14 protein-coding genes are annotated in these 15147 nt (G+C 32.5%); 8 read left to right on the top strand and 6 right to left on the bottom strand.

Annotation, left to right across the window (positions count from 1 at the left end; genetic code table 11):
* The first annotated feature begins 22 nt into the window (after window positions 1–22).
* The 8 genes from FJ651_RS14120 (at window position 23) to FJ651_RS14085 (ending at window position 10789) form a co-directional block, all read left to right on the top strand.
* Entirely contained in the window at window positions 23–295 is a 273-nt protein-coding gene (locus tag FJ651_RS14120; RefSeq protein ID WP_140991218.1) for a helix-turn-helix domain-containing protein, read from the top strand.
* A 28-nt stretch (window positions 296–323) separates the two neighbouring features.
* The gene (locus FJ651_RS14115) at window positions 324–2519 is read left to right on the top strand and encodes a DUF3987 domain-containing protein (protein ID WP_140991216.1); all 2196 of its coding nucleotides are present in this window, start codon (window positions 324–326) and stop codon (window positions 2517–2519) included.
* A gap of 256 nt (window positions 2520–2775) precedes the next feature.
* Entirely contained in the window at window positions 2776–2964 is a 189-nt protein-coding gene (locus FJ651_RS14110; RefSeq protein WP_140991214.1) for a helix-turn-helix transcriptional regulator, read from the top strand.
* Window positions 2965–5955 carry a type I restriction endonuclease subunit R gene (locus FJ651_RS14105; RefSeq protein WP_246085379.1) on the top strand — a complete coding sequence of 997 codons (2991 nt, stop codon included), beginning with the start codon at window positions 2965–2967 and terminating at the stop codon, window positions 5953–5955. It begins immediately after the preceding gene.
* Complete coding sequence (locus FJ651_RS14100) at window positions 5948–7165, top strand: restriction endonuclease subunit S (RefSeq protein WP_140991212.1); 1218 nt, start codon at window positions 5948–5950, stop codon at window positions 7163–7165. Before FJ651_RS14105 ends, FJ651_RS14100 begins: the two co-directional genes overlap by 8 nt.
* Window positions 7166–7170: 5 nt before the next feature.
* Entirely contained in the window at window positions 7171–8538 is a 1368-nt protein-coding gene (locus tag FJ651_RS14095; RefSeq protein ID WP_140991210.1) for an AAA family ATPase, read from the top strand.
* Entirely contained in the window at window positions 8535–10181 is a 1647-nt protein-coding gene (locus FJ651_RS14090) for a type I restriction-modification system subunit M (RefSeq protein WP_140991208.1), read from the top strand. The genes FJ651_RS14095 and FJ651_RS14090 overlap by 4 nt, the downstream gene beginning before the upstream one ends.
* Window positions 10182–10384: 203 nt before the next feature.
* Window positions 10385–10789, top strand: coding sequence for a hypothetical protein (locus FJ651_RS14085; protein ID WP_140991206.1), 405 nt, complete (start codon window positions 10385–10387; stop codon window positions 10787–10789).
* Here FJ651_RS14085 and FJ651_RS15775 read toward each other — a convergent pair whose 3' ends face one another.
* The 6 genes from FJ651_RS15775 to FJ651_RS14060 form a co-directional block, all read right to left on the bottom strand.
* Window positions 10790–10951, bottom strand: coding sequence for a hypothetical protein (locus tag FJ651_RS15775; protein ID WP_216746157.1), 162 nt, complete (start codon window positions 10949–10951; stop codon window positions 10790–10792).
* A 346-nt stretch (window positions 10952–11297) separates the two neighbouring features.
* Window positions 11298–12266: a hypothetical protein gene (locus FJ651_RS14080; protein ID WP_140991204.1), complete on the bottom strand. Its 969-nt coding sequence runs from the start codon at window positions 12264–12266 to the stop codon at window positions 11298–11300.
* Entirely contained in the window at window positions 12263–12883 is a 621-nt protein-coding gene (locus FJ651_RS14075) for a coiled-coil domain-containing protein (RefSeq protein ID WP_140991202.1), read from the bottom strand. The genes FJ651_RS14080 and FJ651_RS14075 overlap by 4 nt, the downstream gene beginning before the upstream one ends.
* Before the next feature lie 459 nt (window positions 12884–13342).
* A complete protein-coding gene (locus tag FJ651_RS14070; protein WP_140991200.1) occupies window positions 13343–13918 on the bottom strand; it encodes a hypothetical protein in 576 nt (191 codons plus the stop codon).
* 119 nt (window positions 13919–14037) lie between these two features.
* Window positions 14038–14757 (bottom strand): recombinase family protein, encoded by a 720-nt coding sequence (locus tag FJ651_RS14065; protein WP_140991198.1) that lies wholly within the window; start codon window positions 14755–14757, stop codon window positions 14038–14040.
* On the bottom strand, window positions 14758–15072 hold the full coding sequence (locus FJ651_RS14060; protein WP_140991196.1) for a hypothetical protein: 315 nt from the start codon (window positions 15070–15072) through the stop codon (window positions 14758–14760).
* Window positions 15073–15147 lie beyond the last annotated feature (75 nt).

Here is a 15147-nt window from a genome sequence, read left to right as displayed (position 1 = left end):
CATAATTTTAAATTAAATAAAAATGGTACAATTAATTCAAATTACTGAAGAAAAGCTAACGGAAACTATCCTAATAGCTATTAAAAAGGAGCTAGAAGAGCTCAAAAAAGAATTCCAACCCAAGCAACCATCTAAATGGATTAGTCGTATTGAAGCGGCTGAAATCTTGGGGGTCTCATTTCCTACATTATATAGTTGGCATAAAAAAAAGGTGCTTACTGCTTATAGCATTGGTAATCGAGTTTATTATAAACGAGAAGACATCGATAATGCACTAACTCCCATCGCTTGCTAAATTATTAATAATAAAAAATGTAAAAAAAATGAATTCTATTTATATAAATTTCGGTAAAAAAATCGGTGAAACTAAGATTCAAGATATATTTCAATCTGTAAAATCTGGTAAATTCAAAAATGAAATACTAGCAATAAGAACTGCCATAAAAGAAGATAATAGTTCTGAAGCCGATAAGTTAAAAAGTAAACTTCGTGCCTTTACTCCCTCTGGAACGTTTGGAGACCAAAGAAAGAAAGAGTGTATAACATCTTATTCAAAAATTATAAATCTTGATTTTGACCATATTTCATTAAATGAGATTGAAAATTTAGTTGATGTTATAAATAACTGTGAATATACTTATGGTTCTTTTATAAGCCCAAGTGGCAAAGGTGTAAAAGTGTTTATAAAAATTAATTCTGAGCAAGAATTCCACACAAATGCTTATTTGCAAGTGGCAAATTTTTACAAAAATTTAACTGGTTATGATTTTGACACCAAGTGTAAAGATATCACTCGCTTATGTTTTGTTTCATATGATGAAAAAACTTATGTAAACGAAGACTCAACTATTTTTAATGTTAATCCTGATTTTAATAATTCGATAGTTATTAAAGATGACAATACTACATCTTCAAAAAATTTAGATGCCTGTTTAAAATTTACAGAGATTAAAAATCAATATTATGTAGGAAACAGAAATAATTTTATTTATCAATTTGCATGTAATGCAAATAGAAGAGGAATATTAGAAGAAGATACTTTCAATTATTGTTATGACAATTTTGACTTAGATGAGGTTGAAATAAAAAATACAATAAACAGCGCCTACAAAAACCAAATTGCAGACTTTGCAAAGTTTGCAAACCTTGCAAATGACACAAATCATGATTTAGAGGGTGAAAAAAATGAAGAGTTTTTATTAAATACTCCTCTAATTCCAGAGTTAGTATATAAACGACTACCTAATTTACTAAAGGAAGGCTCCAACGCATTTACAGACAAACGTTCTAAAGACAGCTTTTTAACAGGTGCCCTAACAATAATTTCAGGTTGCTTACCAAATGTTTATGGAATATATGGCGGTCGAAAAGTATATCCAAATTTATTTTCATTCATAATTGCACCAGCAGCATCAGGTAAAGGTTCGCTACAATCGGCTAAAGAATTAGCAGACAGTTATCATAAAGAGACCGTGAAAAGTTCATTAGAAGCTATTGAAGCTTACAAGAGAGAGCAAGAAAACGAATTTATTAATGATATTGAGGTAGAATCAACTCCAGAACCAAAATTCAAAGTCGTTTTTATTCCCGCTAACACGAGTAATTCTAAAATAATTCAACATATCCAACAAAATAATGGAAAAGGTATTATTTGTGAAACCGAGGCGGACACTTTAGGTCAAACTTTTAAAAATGATTGGGGTTCATATTCCGACCTACTCAGAAAAGCATTTCATCACGAGAAAATTTCAATATCCAGAAAAACAAATAATGAATATTTTGAAATCGAGAACCCTCAATTATCAGTTGCATTATCTGGTACCCCGAATCAAATTTTTAAAATAATATCATCAGTTGAAGATGGATTATTTAGCAGATTTTTATTTTACATTTTTAAGTCAAAACCTGAGTGGATTGACCCTTCACCCTATGGTAATTCTATAAATCTAAATGATTATTTTGAACAGCTATCTAACCTAGTTCACGAAATGACTTTATTCTTTGAAAATAATGAAACCGAAATTAAACTTTCTAAAGAGCAATGGAACAAGTTAAATAAAGCCTTTAAAGTCTATTTAAAACAAGTAAATACATTTATTAGTGAAGATGCACTAAGCGTTGTTAAAAGGCTTGGTCTAATTTTATATCGCTTCTGTATGATATTTACTGCATTAAGAAAATTTGAAAATAAAATGTTAGATAATGAAAATGTTTGCACCGATGAAGACTTTGAAGTAGCTATGTCCTTAATTAAAACATACATACAGCATAGCCTTATTATGTTTAACAACTTACCATCTAAATCTGACAAAAGTTTTTTTAAGACAGGCTCAAATAAGGAATTATTTTATAACGCATTACCTAATGAATTTGGGAGAAAAGAAGCCATAACATTAGGGCCAAATTTTAACCTAGGCCAAAGAAGCGTTGATAGTATTTTAAAAAAATGCTTGGGAATATTTCTAGAACAGCCTAAAACGGGGTTTTATAAAAAAATAGATGGAAATTTAAATTCCTAAACTTTTATAAAAACATGGGAGTTAAATGCATTCCAAAAGAAGGATTAATCAATGAAGACTGGGACCATATTGGTGTCGATTTAAAAGACAAAAGAAATGGACTGTGAAATGTAATCGTTAGTTATTACAAATATTCAAAAGCTTGTCAAGACCCACATGCTCAAAATTATAACATGTGGGTTTTATTTTTATGTTTATATTATGAGATACTAAATTTTGTTTACTACTTTAGAGGATTCATAAAAATAATTCCAAAATGAATAAAATTAAAGATGTTTTAGAAGCAAAAGGAATTAAACAAATCTGGTTGGCTGAACAGTTAGGAAAGAGCTACAATATGGTAAACTCTTACGTTCAGAACAGAAGACAACCGAGTTTGGAAACACTATTTGAGATTTCAAAAATCTTAAAGGTTGAAGTAAAAGCATTAATAAAGGAAGATTGAATGGACATAGTTAAAGAAGCAGATATAGAATATGGACTTGTAGGCAAACTACAAGACTTAAAATACACATATCGTCCTGATATTAGAGACTTAAACGCTCTTGAACAAAACTTTCGAGAAAAATTCGAGAAGCTCAACAGAGTTAATTTAACAGATGCTGAATTTGACAAAATAAGAGAAGAAATCGTAAATCCTGATGTGTTCATTTCTTCTAATTATTTGCGTAAAACAAATACATTCACTCGAGAAGACGGCACACCTTTATATTATACCCTTGTAAACATCAAAGACTGGTGCAGGAATGACTTTGAAGTCATTAACCAACTTCGAATAAACACCAAAAACAGCAACCATAGATACGATGTCATCATTCTTATCAATGGTGTCCCTGTGGTTCAAATAGAACTAAAAACGCTGGAAGTAAGTCCTAACAAGGCAATGCAGCAGATTGTGGACTATAAAAATGATTCAGGAAGCGGCTACACCAATTCGTTAATGTGCTTTACGCAGTTGTTTATTGTGAGCAACAAAAGCAAGACCTTCTATTTTGCCAATAACAATAATGAACATTTTGCTTTTAATGCTGAAGAGCAGTTTTTACCTGTATATACGCTTGCTAGTGAAGACAATAAAAAAATCAATCACCTATTCGACTTTGCTGATAAGTTCTTGACCAAATGCACTTTGGGTCAAATGATAAGCCGCTATATGGTTTTGGTGGCAAGCGAGCAAAAAATACTCGTAATGCGGCCGTATCAAATTTATGCGGTGAAAGCCATTGTTGATTGCATTCACCAAAACAGAGGTAATGGCTACATCTGGCACACTACAGGAAGCGGAAAAACACTTACCTCTTTCAAAGCTTCTACCCTTTTAAAAGACAATCCTGATATTGAAAAATGCCTATTTGTAGTTGACCGAAAAGACCTTGACCGACAAACCCGTCAGGAGTTCAACAAGTTTCAAGAAGGTAGTGTGGAAGAAAACACCAATACAGGCACTTTGGTCAATAGAATGCTCTCTACCGATTATGCTGATAAGGTGATTGTAACCACTATTCAAAAACTTGGCTTAGCACTCAACCAGAATAGTAAACGTAATGTAAAGCAAAGGGAGGACAAGAAAGAAACGTATTACGATAGGTTAGCACCATTACGAGATAAAAGAATCGTGTTTATTTTTGATGAATGCCACCGTTCTCAATTTGGCGACAATCACGATGCTATAAAAGAGTTCTTCCCCAAAGCACAGCTTTTTGGATTTACAGGAACACCCATTTTTGAAGAAAACGCAACCTACAAAACCATTGAAGGTCAACAAGCTTCCTATAAGACAACAAATGATGTTTTTCAACAAGAATTACATTCATACACCATCACCAATGCCATAGAAGATAAAAACGTGCTGCGTTTTCATATCGACTATTTTACCGCAGAAGGCAAACCCGACTTCACTAGTTTGAGCCATAAAATGGCGGTGATAGATGCCATTCTAAAAAAGCACGACAAAGCCACTAATAACAGAAGGTTCAACGCTGTTTTGGCAACCTCTTCTATTTCTGATGCTATTGAATATTACCACCTTTTTAAGCAAAACCAACGGGAATTTGCCGAAGTTAATGAAGATTTCAGGCCTTTAAATATTGCCTGTGTGTTTTCGCCACCTGCCGAAGGCAATAAGGATGTGGAACAGCTACAAGAAGACTTAGAGCAAGAAAAGGCCGATAACCAAATAGAGCCCAACAAAAAGAAAGAAGCTCTAACCCAAATTATTGCAGACTACAATGTCCAGTATGGCACCAATCATAAAATAACAGAGTTTGATGGCTATTACCAAGATGTACAGCAACGCATCAAATGGCAGAAATACCCCAACAAAGACGTGCCACACGAAGACAAAATAGATGTGATGATTGTGGTAGATATGCTTTTAACGGGGTTTGATTCTAAATACCTGAATACACTTTATGTAGACAAAAACCTAAAATATCACGGATTAATTCAAGCCTATTCAAGAACCAATCGTGTGATTAACGATACCAAACCCTATGGTAATATTTTAGTGTTTAGAGACCAAGAAGAGGATGTAAAAAGGGCAATGGTTCGTTTTTCTGGTGCAGATATTGAAAAAGCTAAAGAAATTTGGTTGGTAGATGCTGCACCAAAAGTAATTGCTAAATACCAGGAAGCGGTTAGCAATCTCAAAACCTTTATGGAATCGCACGGATTGGAATGCAAACCCCACGAAGTGGATAACCTGAAAGGCGATGAAGCTCGTGCCCAGTTTATCAATACCTTTAAAGAAGTACAGCGATTAAAAACGCAACTCGACCAATACACCGACTTGGAAGAAACACAAGCCGAAACCATTGAAGCAGCATTGCCAACAGATGATTTCCGTTCGTTCAAGAGCAATTATCTCGATACCGCAAAACGCTTAAAGGAAATACAAAATAAACCCGATACACCACCCGAAGTGCAACAACTTGATTTTGAGTTTGTACTCTTCTCTTCTGCCATTATCGATTACGATTACATCATTGGGTTGATTGCCAAATACACCCAAGACAAACCGTCTAAACACAAGATGACCCGTGTGCAGTTGATAAACCTACTTAGCTCTAGTGCCAACTTAATGGACGAGCGAGAAGACATCATTGCCTACATCAACACCTTGGAAGTAGGTAATGGAATGACCGAAAAGGAAATACGTACAGGCTATCAACAATTTAAAGATGAAAAAGCAGCCAGTGAGTTAAAAGCCATTGCCCTAAAACACCAGTTGGAAAATGATAGCCTGAAAGCCTTTATAGATGAAATACTACACCGAATGATTTTTGATGGCGAAAAGCTCACCGATTTATTGGCACCCTTAGAGTTAGGTTGGAAAGACCGAAGAGTAGCCGAATTAGCACTAATGGAAGACCTAGTGCCATTATTAAACAAACTAGCCCAAGGGCGAGAAATTGCAGGATTAAACGCTTATGAATAAGGATGTTAAGAAAATAGTACCGCAGTTGCGTTTTTCTGAATTTGAAAAAGAGGGAGAATGGAAAATAAAAATGTTGGGAGATAAGGATGTTTCTAAAATTGTTATGGGTTCATCCCCAAAATCAGCTAATTACAATACAGAAGGTAAAGGCTTGCCTTTAATACAGGGCAATGCAGATATAAAAAACAGATTATCTGTTCCAAGAATTTTCACTTCAGAAATAACTAAAGAATGTTTAATTGATGATATTTTATTAAGTGTTAGAGCACCAGTTGGAACAGTAGCAAAATCATTACATAAAGCTTGTATAGGTAGAGGAATTTCAGCAATTAGAACAGTAAAGGATAATTCTCAAGAGTATTTATATCAGTGGTTAATTTCTTATGAGCCTTATTGGCAAGATATTTCCCAAGGTGGGGCATTTGACGCAGTTAATAGTGACGATATTAAGAAAGTATCCATTCCATTCCCATCACCCAAAGAACAACAAAAAATAGCTGATTGCTTTTCTTCTTTAGATGAAGTCATCACCGCAGAAACCGAAAAACTAGACCTATTACAAGACCATAAAAAAGGCTTATTGCAGCAGCTTTTCCCAGCAGAAGGCGAAAGTCAACCCAAATTTCGTTTTCCTGAGTTTAAGGATGATGGGGATTGGGAGGAAACAACTTTAGATGAAGTTGCCGACTATGAAAACGGAAAAGCTCACGAACAAGAAATATCTGATACAGGAAAATACAAAGTAGTAAACTCAAAATTTATATCGACAGAGGGTGAAGTAGTTAAGTTTACGGATTCAGCCAATTTAATGGCAAATACTGGTGATATTTTGATGGTATTAAGTGACATACCAAACGGAAAAGCCATAGCCAAATGTTTCTATGTTGACGAAGATGATACCTATACGGTGAATCAACGAATCTGTAAAATAACACCAACAGATATTGACAATAAATTTCTCTTTTACATTCAGAACAGAAATAAATACTTCTTAGCTTTTGATGATGGAGTTAAACAAACAAATCTTAGAAAAGAAACCGCTTTATCATTTCCATTTCTAAAACCAAAAGACCCAAAAGAACAGGAGAAAATAGCCAATTGTTTAACCTTGGCAGACGATTTAATCAAGAAACAAGCAGATAAAATAGAGTCTTTACAAGACCATAAAAAAGGCTTGTTGCAACAGTTATTTCCAAGTATTAATGATTGATAGATATGAGTGGAATAACTAACATACAAGAAGCGGTATTTAAAAAAGAAGTATTAAAAAAACTCAATAGACCTGAGTTTAAGAATTCTGATTTTAAAAAAACTATTGAAGACAATTATGCTCTAAATGATGAAAAAGACGCTTATGTTTTAAAAAATGGTATAAATGCTAATACAACAAGTAAAATTGTAAGCATCTTAAAAACCGTAGGCTTCCTTCCTTTTGATTCTTTAGATGAAGTTGTAAATCACATCAAGTCAATAGAGAAAAAGTACACGCTATTATTTGCCTACAACGGTACAGGAAAGACAAGACTTTCTATGAAGTTTAGAGAGCTTAGTAAAACAGGAGATAACAAGGAAACGCTTTATTTCAATGCTTTTACAGAAGACTTGTTTACTTGGGATAATGATTTAGATGATGATACACATCGTGTATTATTGCTAAACAGAGATTCCAAATTCTTTGGGAGTACAGATGCCGAAGACGATAAAAGTCTTATAGAGTCAATAGATATTGCCAATAGAATTCGACCACTTTTAAAGAGGTATGCAGATTTTAATTTTGACATCGACTATAAATACAAAAAACCTAACGCAGCGGATAACGGTGATGAGTCAGAATATTGGGCTGTTAATTTTATCCGTGAAGAGTTAGTTGATGGAACAGCCCAAAACAAAAATTTCATCAAAGTTTCCAGAGGTGAGGAAAATATTTTTATTTGGTGCTTTTTCTTGGCTATTGCTCAGCTAGCAATTGATGGTGACCAAAACTATGATTGGGTAAAATACATATACATTGACGACCCAATTTCTTCATTAGATGACAACAACACAATTGCCGTTGCTAGTCACTTAGCAAGATTGCTCAAGGAAAATGACAATAATGTAAAAGTCATTATTTCATCGCATCACACTTTATTTTTTAATGTGATGTGTAATGAATTAAAAAATGGTCAGAAATATTTTTTGAGCAAACTGTATGACAACAAATACAAACTAACTGATACAACAGATACACCATTTTTCCATCACGTATCACTTATTAGAGATTTACATAATGCCGTTGAAAGTGGCAATTTATACTCATATCATTTTAATATTCTGAGAAGTATCCTAGAAAAAACAGCTTCATTTCACGGTTTCGCCAATTTTTCAGATTGTATAAAGCCAGAAGCAGATGACGAAAATGGTGTTATATACACTAGGATGATTAATATTTTAAGTCACGGCAATTATTCATTATACGAGCCCACTGAAATGCTTCCTGAAAACAAGCAACATTTTAAAAGAATACTCAGGCAGTTTTTAAAGAATTACAAATTCAACCCTGAAATCGTGCCTGAATTAGAAACCGAAACTGTACAAGAATGACAGCAAAACAAAAACAAGAAGAATTAGGCAAAACCCTTTGGGAAATAGCCAATAACCTAAGAGGTGCAATGAACGCAGATGATTTCCGTGATTATATGCTCTCGTTCCTATTCTTACGCTATTTGTCCGATAATTATGAAGCTTCGGTTCAAAAAGAATTGGGCTCAGATTATCCAAAATTAGAAGCAAACGACAAACGTACACCGCTATCCATTTGGTATAAAGCTAACCCAAGCGATGTTGTAGAGTTTGAAAAACAAATGCGTAGAAAAGTGCATTATGTTATTGAGCCGCAATATTTATGGAGCAGCATTTCAGAACTCGCAAGAACACAGCACGAAGATTTATTAAAAACCCTGCAAAAGGGATTTAAATACATAGAAAATGAATCCTTTGAAAGTGCCTTTAAAGGTTTATTCTCTGAGATAAACCTAGATTCTGAAAAATTAGGAAAGAACTATGAAGCTAGAAATGAAAAGCTTTGTATAATAATTACAAAAATTGCCGAAGGTATTTCGGGTTTCTCGACAGACAGCGATACCCTTGGAGATGCTTACGAATATTTGATTGGGCAATTTGCAGCAGGTTCTGGCAAAAAAGCAGGTGAGTTTTATACCCCACAGGAAATATCATCTATTCTTTCAGAAATCGTTACTCTTGATAGCCAAAACCCAAAAGCAGGCAAAAAGAAAAAACTCAATAAAGTATTGGATTTTGCTTGTGGTTCGGGTTCGTTATTGCTCAACGTTAAAAATAAAATTGAAGACCAACCTGGAGGTGGCTCCATTAGCAGAATATATGGTCAAGAAAAAAACATTACTACCTACAACTTGGCACGAATGAATATGTTACTTCACGGAGTAAAAGATTCAGAATTCGAAATTTTTCACGGAGATACCTTAAAAAATGACTGGGATATTTTAAACGAAATGAACCCAGCCAAAAAAGTAGAGTTTGATGCCATAGTAGCCAATCCGCCTTTTAGTTTACGTTGGGATGCTTCAGAAGCGATGAACGAAGATTTTCGTTTTAAAAATTATGGCTTGGCACCTAAATCAGCAGCAGATTTTGCCTTTTTGTTACACGGTTTTCACTATTTAAGTGAAGAAGGTACAATGGCAATCATTCTGCCTCACGGTGTGTTATTCAGAGGTGGAGCGGAACAGAGCATTAGGAAAAAACTATTGAAAGATAATAATATTGACACTGTTATTGGCTTACCTTCTAACTTATTCTTTTCAACAGGAATCCCTGTTTGTATTTTGGTATTGAAAAAATGTAAAAAAGAAGATGATGTGTTGTTCATCAATGCAAGTGAACACTATAAAAAAGAAAAGCGTCAAAATGTTTTGCGTGATGGGGATGGAACAAAAGACCACCCAAATGATATTTTAAAAATCGTTGACACTTATCAAAATAGACCAGAAAAGCTTGAGCGATATGCTCGTAGAGTACCAATGTCAGAAATTGTAGACAATGACTACAACTTGAATATCTCACGTTACGTCAGCACTGCAATTGCAGAACCTATCATTGACTTAGAAGAAGTAAATGAAAAACTGACTGAAATAGAAAAGAAAGCAACCAAGTCTAGAAATGAACACAACGAATATTTGAAACAATTAGGACTGAAAACAATATAAAAAACTTGTATAGAAAAATTACATTAAAGAGTGCACTAAAATCACTCCTTGAAATCCCAAAGCAAGTTCAAGGAAGGTTTGGAAATAATGAAAAATACAAATCGATTGTAGATTTTATAATTTGTTTTAAATACGATGAAGATGACTACCATATTCCAACTATAACGGAATTAGAGAAATTAACTGGTCTTAAGCGGAATCTATTGAATAAGTACCTCATCGAAATGTATAATTCAATTGTTGATGATGAATTAAACTTTGATTATAAAATTAATAAAACTGAAATTTATTTTTTGGTTAGGCATGACAAAACGTTTTCCTCTTTTAGATGTCACAATTTATCTTTTATTCCCAAAGTTGGAGATAATTTCACTATTCCATATCTGAGAGCCAAGTTTCGTTTTGATATGTTCTATGTTTACGATGTTCATCACAATTTTATTGATGATGTACACGCCATATATATTAGTTTAAAACAAGGACTGTATAATTCGTTCTGGCATCAAAGACTTGATGAAGCGCAGTTCAAGAATGAAATCTCAATAATGGACTTAATTAACCTTAGTGAAGCGGATATCAAAGAAAAATTAGGATATAGAAGATATTAATCAATTAGCTCTGTAGGCTGCCTCAATTAATAATCGAATTGCAGAAGACGCACTTCCACCATATTTACTTCGTTTTGATAGTTGATTTAATTTTTCTTTTAGCTCTGGGCTAATCCTCATGATAAAGGTTTCGGTATTTTCTGATGTTGGAAATTTAGCCATGGTCTATTCTTTGTATATAAATATATCATTTAGAACAAAACGACTAATTTTTTTATCTGTCCTATTTCGTAACAGTCTCTCACCTAAATTAAAGTCTATACTTTACCGTACTTGCTGTTTTTAGGTCCTTTTGAGTAGATAGGTCCGACTGGCCCGTGAAGTGTGACTAATTTTTTACATTTTCTCAGACCTCAGCCCCGTAAACTCCCTTATAGCATAATCAATTTAAAGGTGTATATACACTGGTTGGACCTAAAAAAATTTTGACCAAAATTTTGACTCCACTAAAAGAACTTGTATATACGTTTTGGGATGTGAAAAAATTATGAATTTATTTAAATAACTTTTAATTTAAATAAATAGTTGAGTACTCTAATAACTTTTCCCTTTCATTGGAAATTTTCAGAGCTAATTTTTCTGATTCTAATTTACTAATTTCGTCCGATGAACTTGACATTGCAATTCTTGAAACCAATGAAGCTGCTGCTCCAATCCACCAAGTACCAGTTAACCATCCAACAATTGACCCAATCCCCAATGATATACCAGTTTTAACGCTCCTGTTAACTATATTAGAAATCATTGCATCAGAAGTTTGTTTATCAACAAATGCTTTTCTTCCTTCACCCAAAGTAATAATTAAAAATGGTAATCCTGGTAAAATAGAATCTAAAACATCTTCGCCAAAACTATCGAATAAAGGTTTTATCGGTTCGGTTAAATTAGTTTGTAATTCTTCTAAAGAAATATCGCTGTTAATTAAATCATTATTCATTCTTGAAATTTCTGAAGTAGAAATTATATCAATGTCTGGATATTTTTCAAACGCCTCATTAATATAACTTAATGAATTAGTTGCTTTTAGCTGTAGAGCATCTGCAATTGTTCCGTCAGAATTGAATATTTGTAAATCCCAACCAGGCTGATTTAAATCTCCAGCAATTTCAGCATATTGTCCAGTTTCTAATTGAATATCGCCAACTAATTCTCCACTGTTTAACTTGTCGCGTACATGAATTTCAAATAGTTTACCTTTCCAATTACTTATAATACCAGACAATTGTTCCGAATCAAGTAATTCTAAGTCTTCTATATTTTTATTAGGAAAACTTAAATTAAATGCTTCTTTCATTTGTGGAGTAAGAGCTTCATAATCAATTCCCTGATTTGAGAAAATTGAACTTATAGCAGTGGCGGCTAAAATAGAGTCGACCAATGATTCTCTTTTCCTTTTAATATACTTTTCGTAGATTGAATCAATCTTATTTACATCATTATGCTTATATTTCTTATAAAGGTCACCTAACGAATTCATCTCAAAAAATTAATTATTAGTGAAATTAAAAATAAACTTAAAATAATTATAAAGGCTTTCTGATATTTTTCGAGTGTTTGAATTTTTTTATCTGCTTGATTTAATGAAGATATAGTTGTTGTTAGTTTTTTATCTAACGATTTAATTGATTGCTCTGCTTGATTTAAAGAAGATACCGTAGTTGTTAGTTTCTTATCTAACGATTCAATTGTGTTTTTTATGTTACCGATTTCGATATTTAACTTTTTAATAGATTCAATACCTTTGTTAAAATCTTCACTGGATTTATTTAAAGAAGTTAGCTTATTTTCGAGGTCAACCTTATAATTTTTTAAATAAACTTGATACTCATTTATTTCTTCTTTCGTTTCTCTAAGTTGATTATTAATATTTAATTCAGACTTTTCAATTTTCTCAAAAGTTTCAAGAATATTAATTTTTAAATTTTCAGAATGATTCAACAGCTCAGTGCATTTGCTTAAAATAACAGTAGACTTATTTGAATAATCATTAACCTTATTTTTATAATCAATTAAGTCATTATGTATTCCAACTAAAATTTCACCGTAAATTTTGGAATATACTTCAACTTCAGTTCTTAAATCTTTTCCAGCCATAATAAAATAATATTTACACCTTCTAAAATTAAATTATGTTTTAATCAATTAACTAATAAATATATGAATAATATTGATGGTATAAAAAATAAGATTATTGAATTGGTATTGTCTATTGATTCGACAACTAATCTACTACCATGTTCTTGGTCTATATATTCACGTGTTGTTTTAAAAAAAGAATATTTAGGAAATCCAATCACTACAACTGTAAATATTAAAATTGATTTTATTTGTTCTTTTTGACTAAATATTTATTAATGCAATTTGCAACTTATCTTTATTTTAGTTTGATATTTTGTTAGTTTAACAAAAAGGAAATTTTTAAAAAATCACAGAAACGGAATCTACTTATTCACTTGAAAATCAAAATAGGTTATGCTTAAAATTGAACCAATTATTAACTTAATTTCATCAATTATAGGTGTGTTATTATAACGCATCAAAATATAAACAGAATCAATTCAGGACATAAACTGGGAATCTATATTCACCAGTTAATACTATTGGTGAATTATCAATATCCCTGAAAGTAACTGAGAAATTTCCTGAAATAGCATATATCGCCTCTTGACTATTTTCAGCGATAAACTCGATGTTAGTAATATTATTTACGTTACTACTTGAATTGTCAACCTCCAAAAAGTTTTCATTATAAGAAAAGTCTAAATAAAAATCAAAAACATCAAAGCAACTATCAAAATCATAAAATAAATCAGAATCAATTACTCTTGATGAAAGAATGGCGTTTTCATCAAACTCTGATGAGAATTCATAATGTGCTAAAAAAGCAGATATGCCATACGTTGATGTTTCAATAAAAGCAATATTTGCAAAAGCTAAGGTCTCATCGTTGGATGAACATTCTTCTACTGGGCTACTAGCTATGCCAACATTGTTATTCTCTGAGAGGTTGTTATTTTGAACTCTAACTCTTAAAAAATAAGAGTCATCAGAGGATGAATCATCATTAGAACACGATTGAAAAATAAATAGGATAATTAAAAATGCGCTAGTTAGATTAATTTTATACATGATATTAGTTTTTATATTTTCAAAAATATCCTAAACTTTAGAAGTATTTTTACGGAATTCCTCATTTTGAGAAATTTTACGATATTTTACATGTATTAACTCTTGAAATTAGTTTAGTTTTAATCTTCACATCGCCTATACAGCCTTTGTACTTGAATAGGATTAAATTGCTTACCACGCCTAGTTGTATACTGTAATTTATTCAACTTATCGGCAATAGCTTGAAAGGTCATACCTTCCTTGCGAGCAGAACAAATAATATCCATAGCTTGGATATTATTTTTATTTTTTCTAGCGTTATCTTTTATTTTTTTCACCCCAAGTTTTTGATATTCACCAAAGCCATTAGGGTTTCCCAAGCGGACTTCACCATCAATAGGTGTCATGGTAGAACCATCTTTATTGGTATAAATACCCTTTTTTATTTTTTCTTTTTTGACTTTAAGAGCTTCCTTGATTCTTTTAGAGATTACCTCAGCTTCATGTTCTGCAATAACCGAAAGGAGCTGAATTGTGAGTTTATTTGCTGTCGGATTATCGCAACAAAGGAATTCGACCCCACTGTTATAAAGAGCTGAGGTAAATTCTACATCTCTGGCTAGTCTATCTAATTTAGCAACTATTAAGACTGCCTTATTAGCCCTTGCCAGCTCTATAGCCTTGTAGATTTCAACTCTTTTCTTTTTTCTCGTTCCAGTTTCTACTTCGGTAAATTCGGCAATTAATTGGTCGTTGCTTTTAATTTGGTAAGCAACTGCATTTTTCTGAGCTTGTAGACCAAGCCCAGAATTTCCCTGCTTTTGAGTTGAGACTCTGTAATATGCTACATATTTTCTCATTTATGCTGCGTGTTTCCCCTCTATATAATCAATAATGTCGACTAGTTGGTCACAATATACTCCTTCAAAACTTTTAACAACGTTACGATTTCTATTGGTGAATATAACGTTATAGGTATCCAACCAGTCTAGTTCAATCGTTACCCAACCTTTATGAGTTATACCATTAACTCGAAAGCTTAAACCGCCAGCTCTAACCTCATTTTCAGATAAAGCGCAAAAACTCTGAGCTCCCCATGCCATAAGAGCACTTCTATCCAAATATTTGATTTGGTTTAAAATGGTTTGAGCGATTTGCATTGTAGAATTTTTCATGACTAATAATTTATTTAATCAAAGATAACATTTTTATAACAAATTGCAAACATTAGTTTACAATTTGTTATTTTT

This window comes from Paucihalobacter ruber (assembly GCF_006494535.1).
Lineage (GTDB): Bacteria > Bacteroidota > Bacteroidia > Flavobacteriales > Flavobacteriaceae > Paucihalobacter > Paucihalobacter ruber.
This window is presented reverse-complemented; position numbering and strand designations above follow the sequence as displayed.

Coding starts and splice junctions, on each gene's coding strand:
- FJ651_RS14120 (WP_140991218.1), top strand. CDS start 23: ATGGTACAATTAATTCAAATTACTGAAGAAAAGCTAACGGAAACTATC.
- FJ651_RS15775 (WP_216746157.1), bottom strand. CDS start 10,951: ATGGCTAAATTTCCAACATCAGAAAATACCGAAACCTTTATCATGAGG.
- FJ651_RS14090 (WP_140991208.1), top strand. CDS start 8,535: ATGACAGCAAAACAAAAACAAGAAGAATTAGGCAAAACCCTTTGGGAA.
- FJ651_RS14110 (WP_140991214.1), top strand. CDS start 2,776: ATGAATAAAATTAAAGATGTTTTAGAAGCAAAAGGAATTAAACAAATC.
- FJ651_RS14075 (WP_140991202.1), bottom strand. CDS start 12,883: ATGGCTGGAAAAGATTTAAGAACTGAAGTTGAAGTATATTCCAAAATT.
- FJ651_RS14100 (WP_140991212.1), top strand. CDS start 5,948: ATGAATAAGGATGTTAAGAAAATAGTACCGCAGTTGCGTTTTTCTGAA.
- FJ651_RS14080 (WP_140991204.1), bottom strand. CDS start 12,266: ATGAATTCGTTAGGTGACCTTTATAAGAAATATAAGCATAATGATGTA.
- FJ651_RS14095 (WP_140991210.1), top strand. CDS start 7,171: ATGAGTGGAATAACTAACATACAAGAAGCGGTATTTAAAAAAGAAGTA.
- FJ651_RS14070 (WP_140991200.1), bottom strand. CDS start 13,918: ATGTATAAAATTAATCTAACTAGCGCATTTTTAATTATCCTATTTATT.
- FJ651_RS14105 (WP_246085379.1), top strand. CDS start 2,965: ATGGACATAGTTAAAGAAGCAGATATAGAATATGGACTTGTAGGCAAA.
- FJ651_RS14065 (WP_140991198.1), bottom strand. CDS start 14,757: ATGAGAAAATATGTAGCATATTACAGAGTCTCAACTCAAAAGCAGGGA.
- FJ651_RS14060 (WP_140991196.1), bottom strand. CDS start 15,072: ATGAAAAATTCTACAATGCAAATCGCTCAAACCATTTTAAACCAAATC.
- FJ651_RS14115 (WP_140991216.1), top strand. CDS start 324: ATGAATTCTATTTATATAAATTTCGGTAAAAAAATCGGTGAAACTAAG.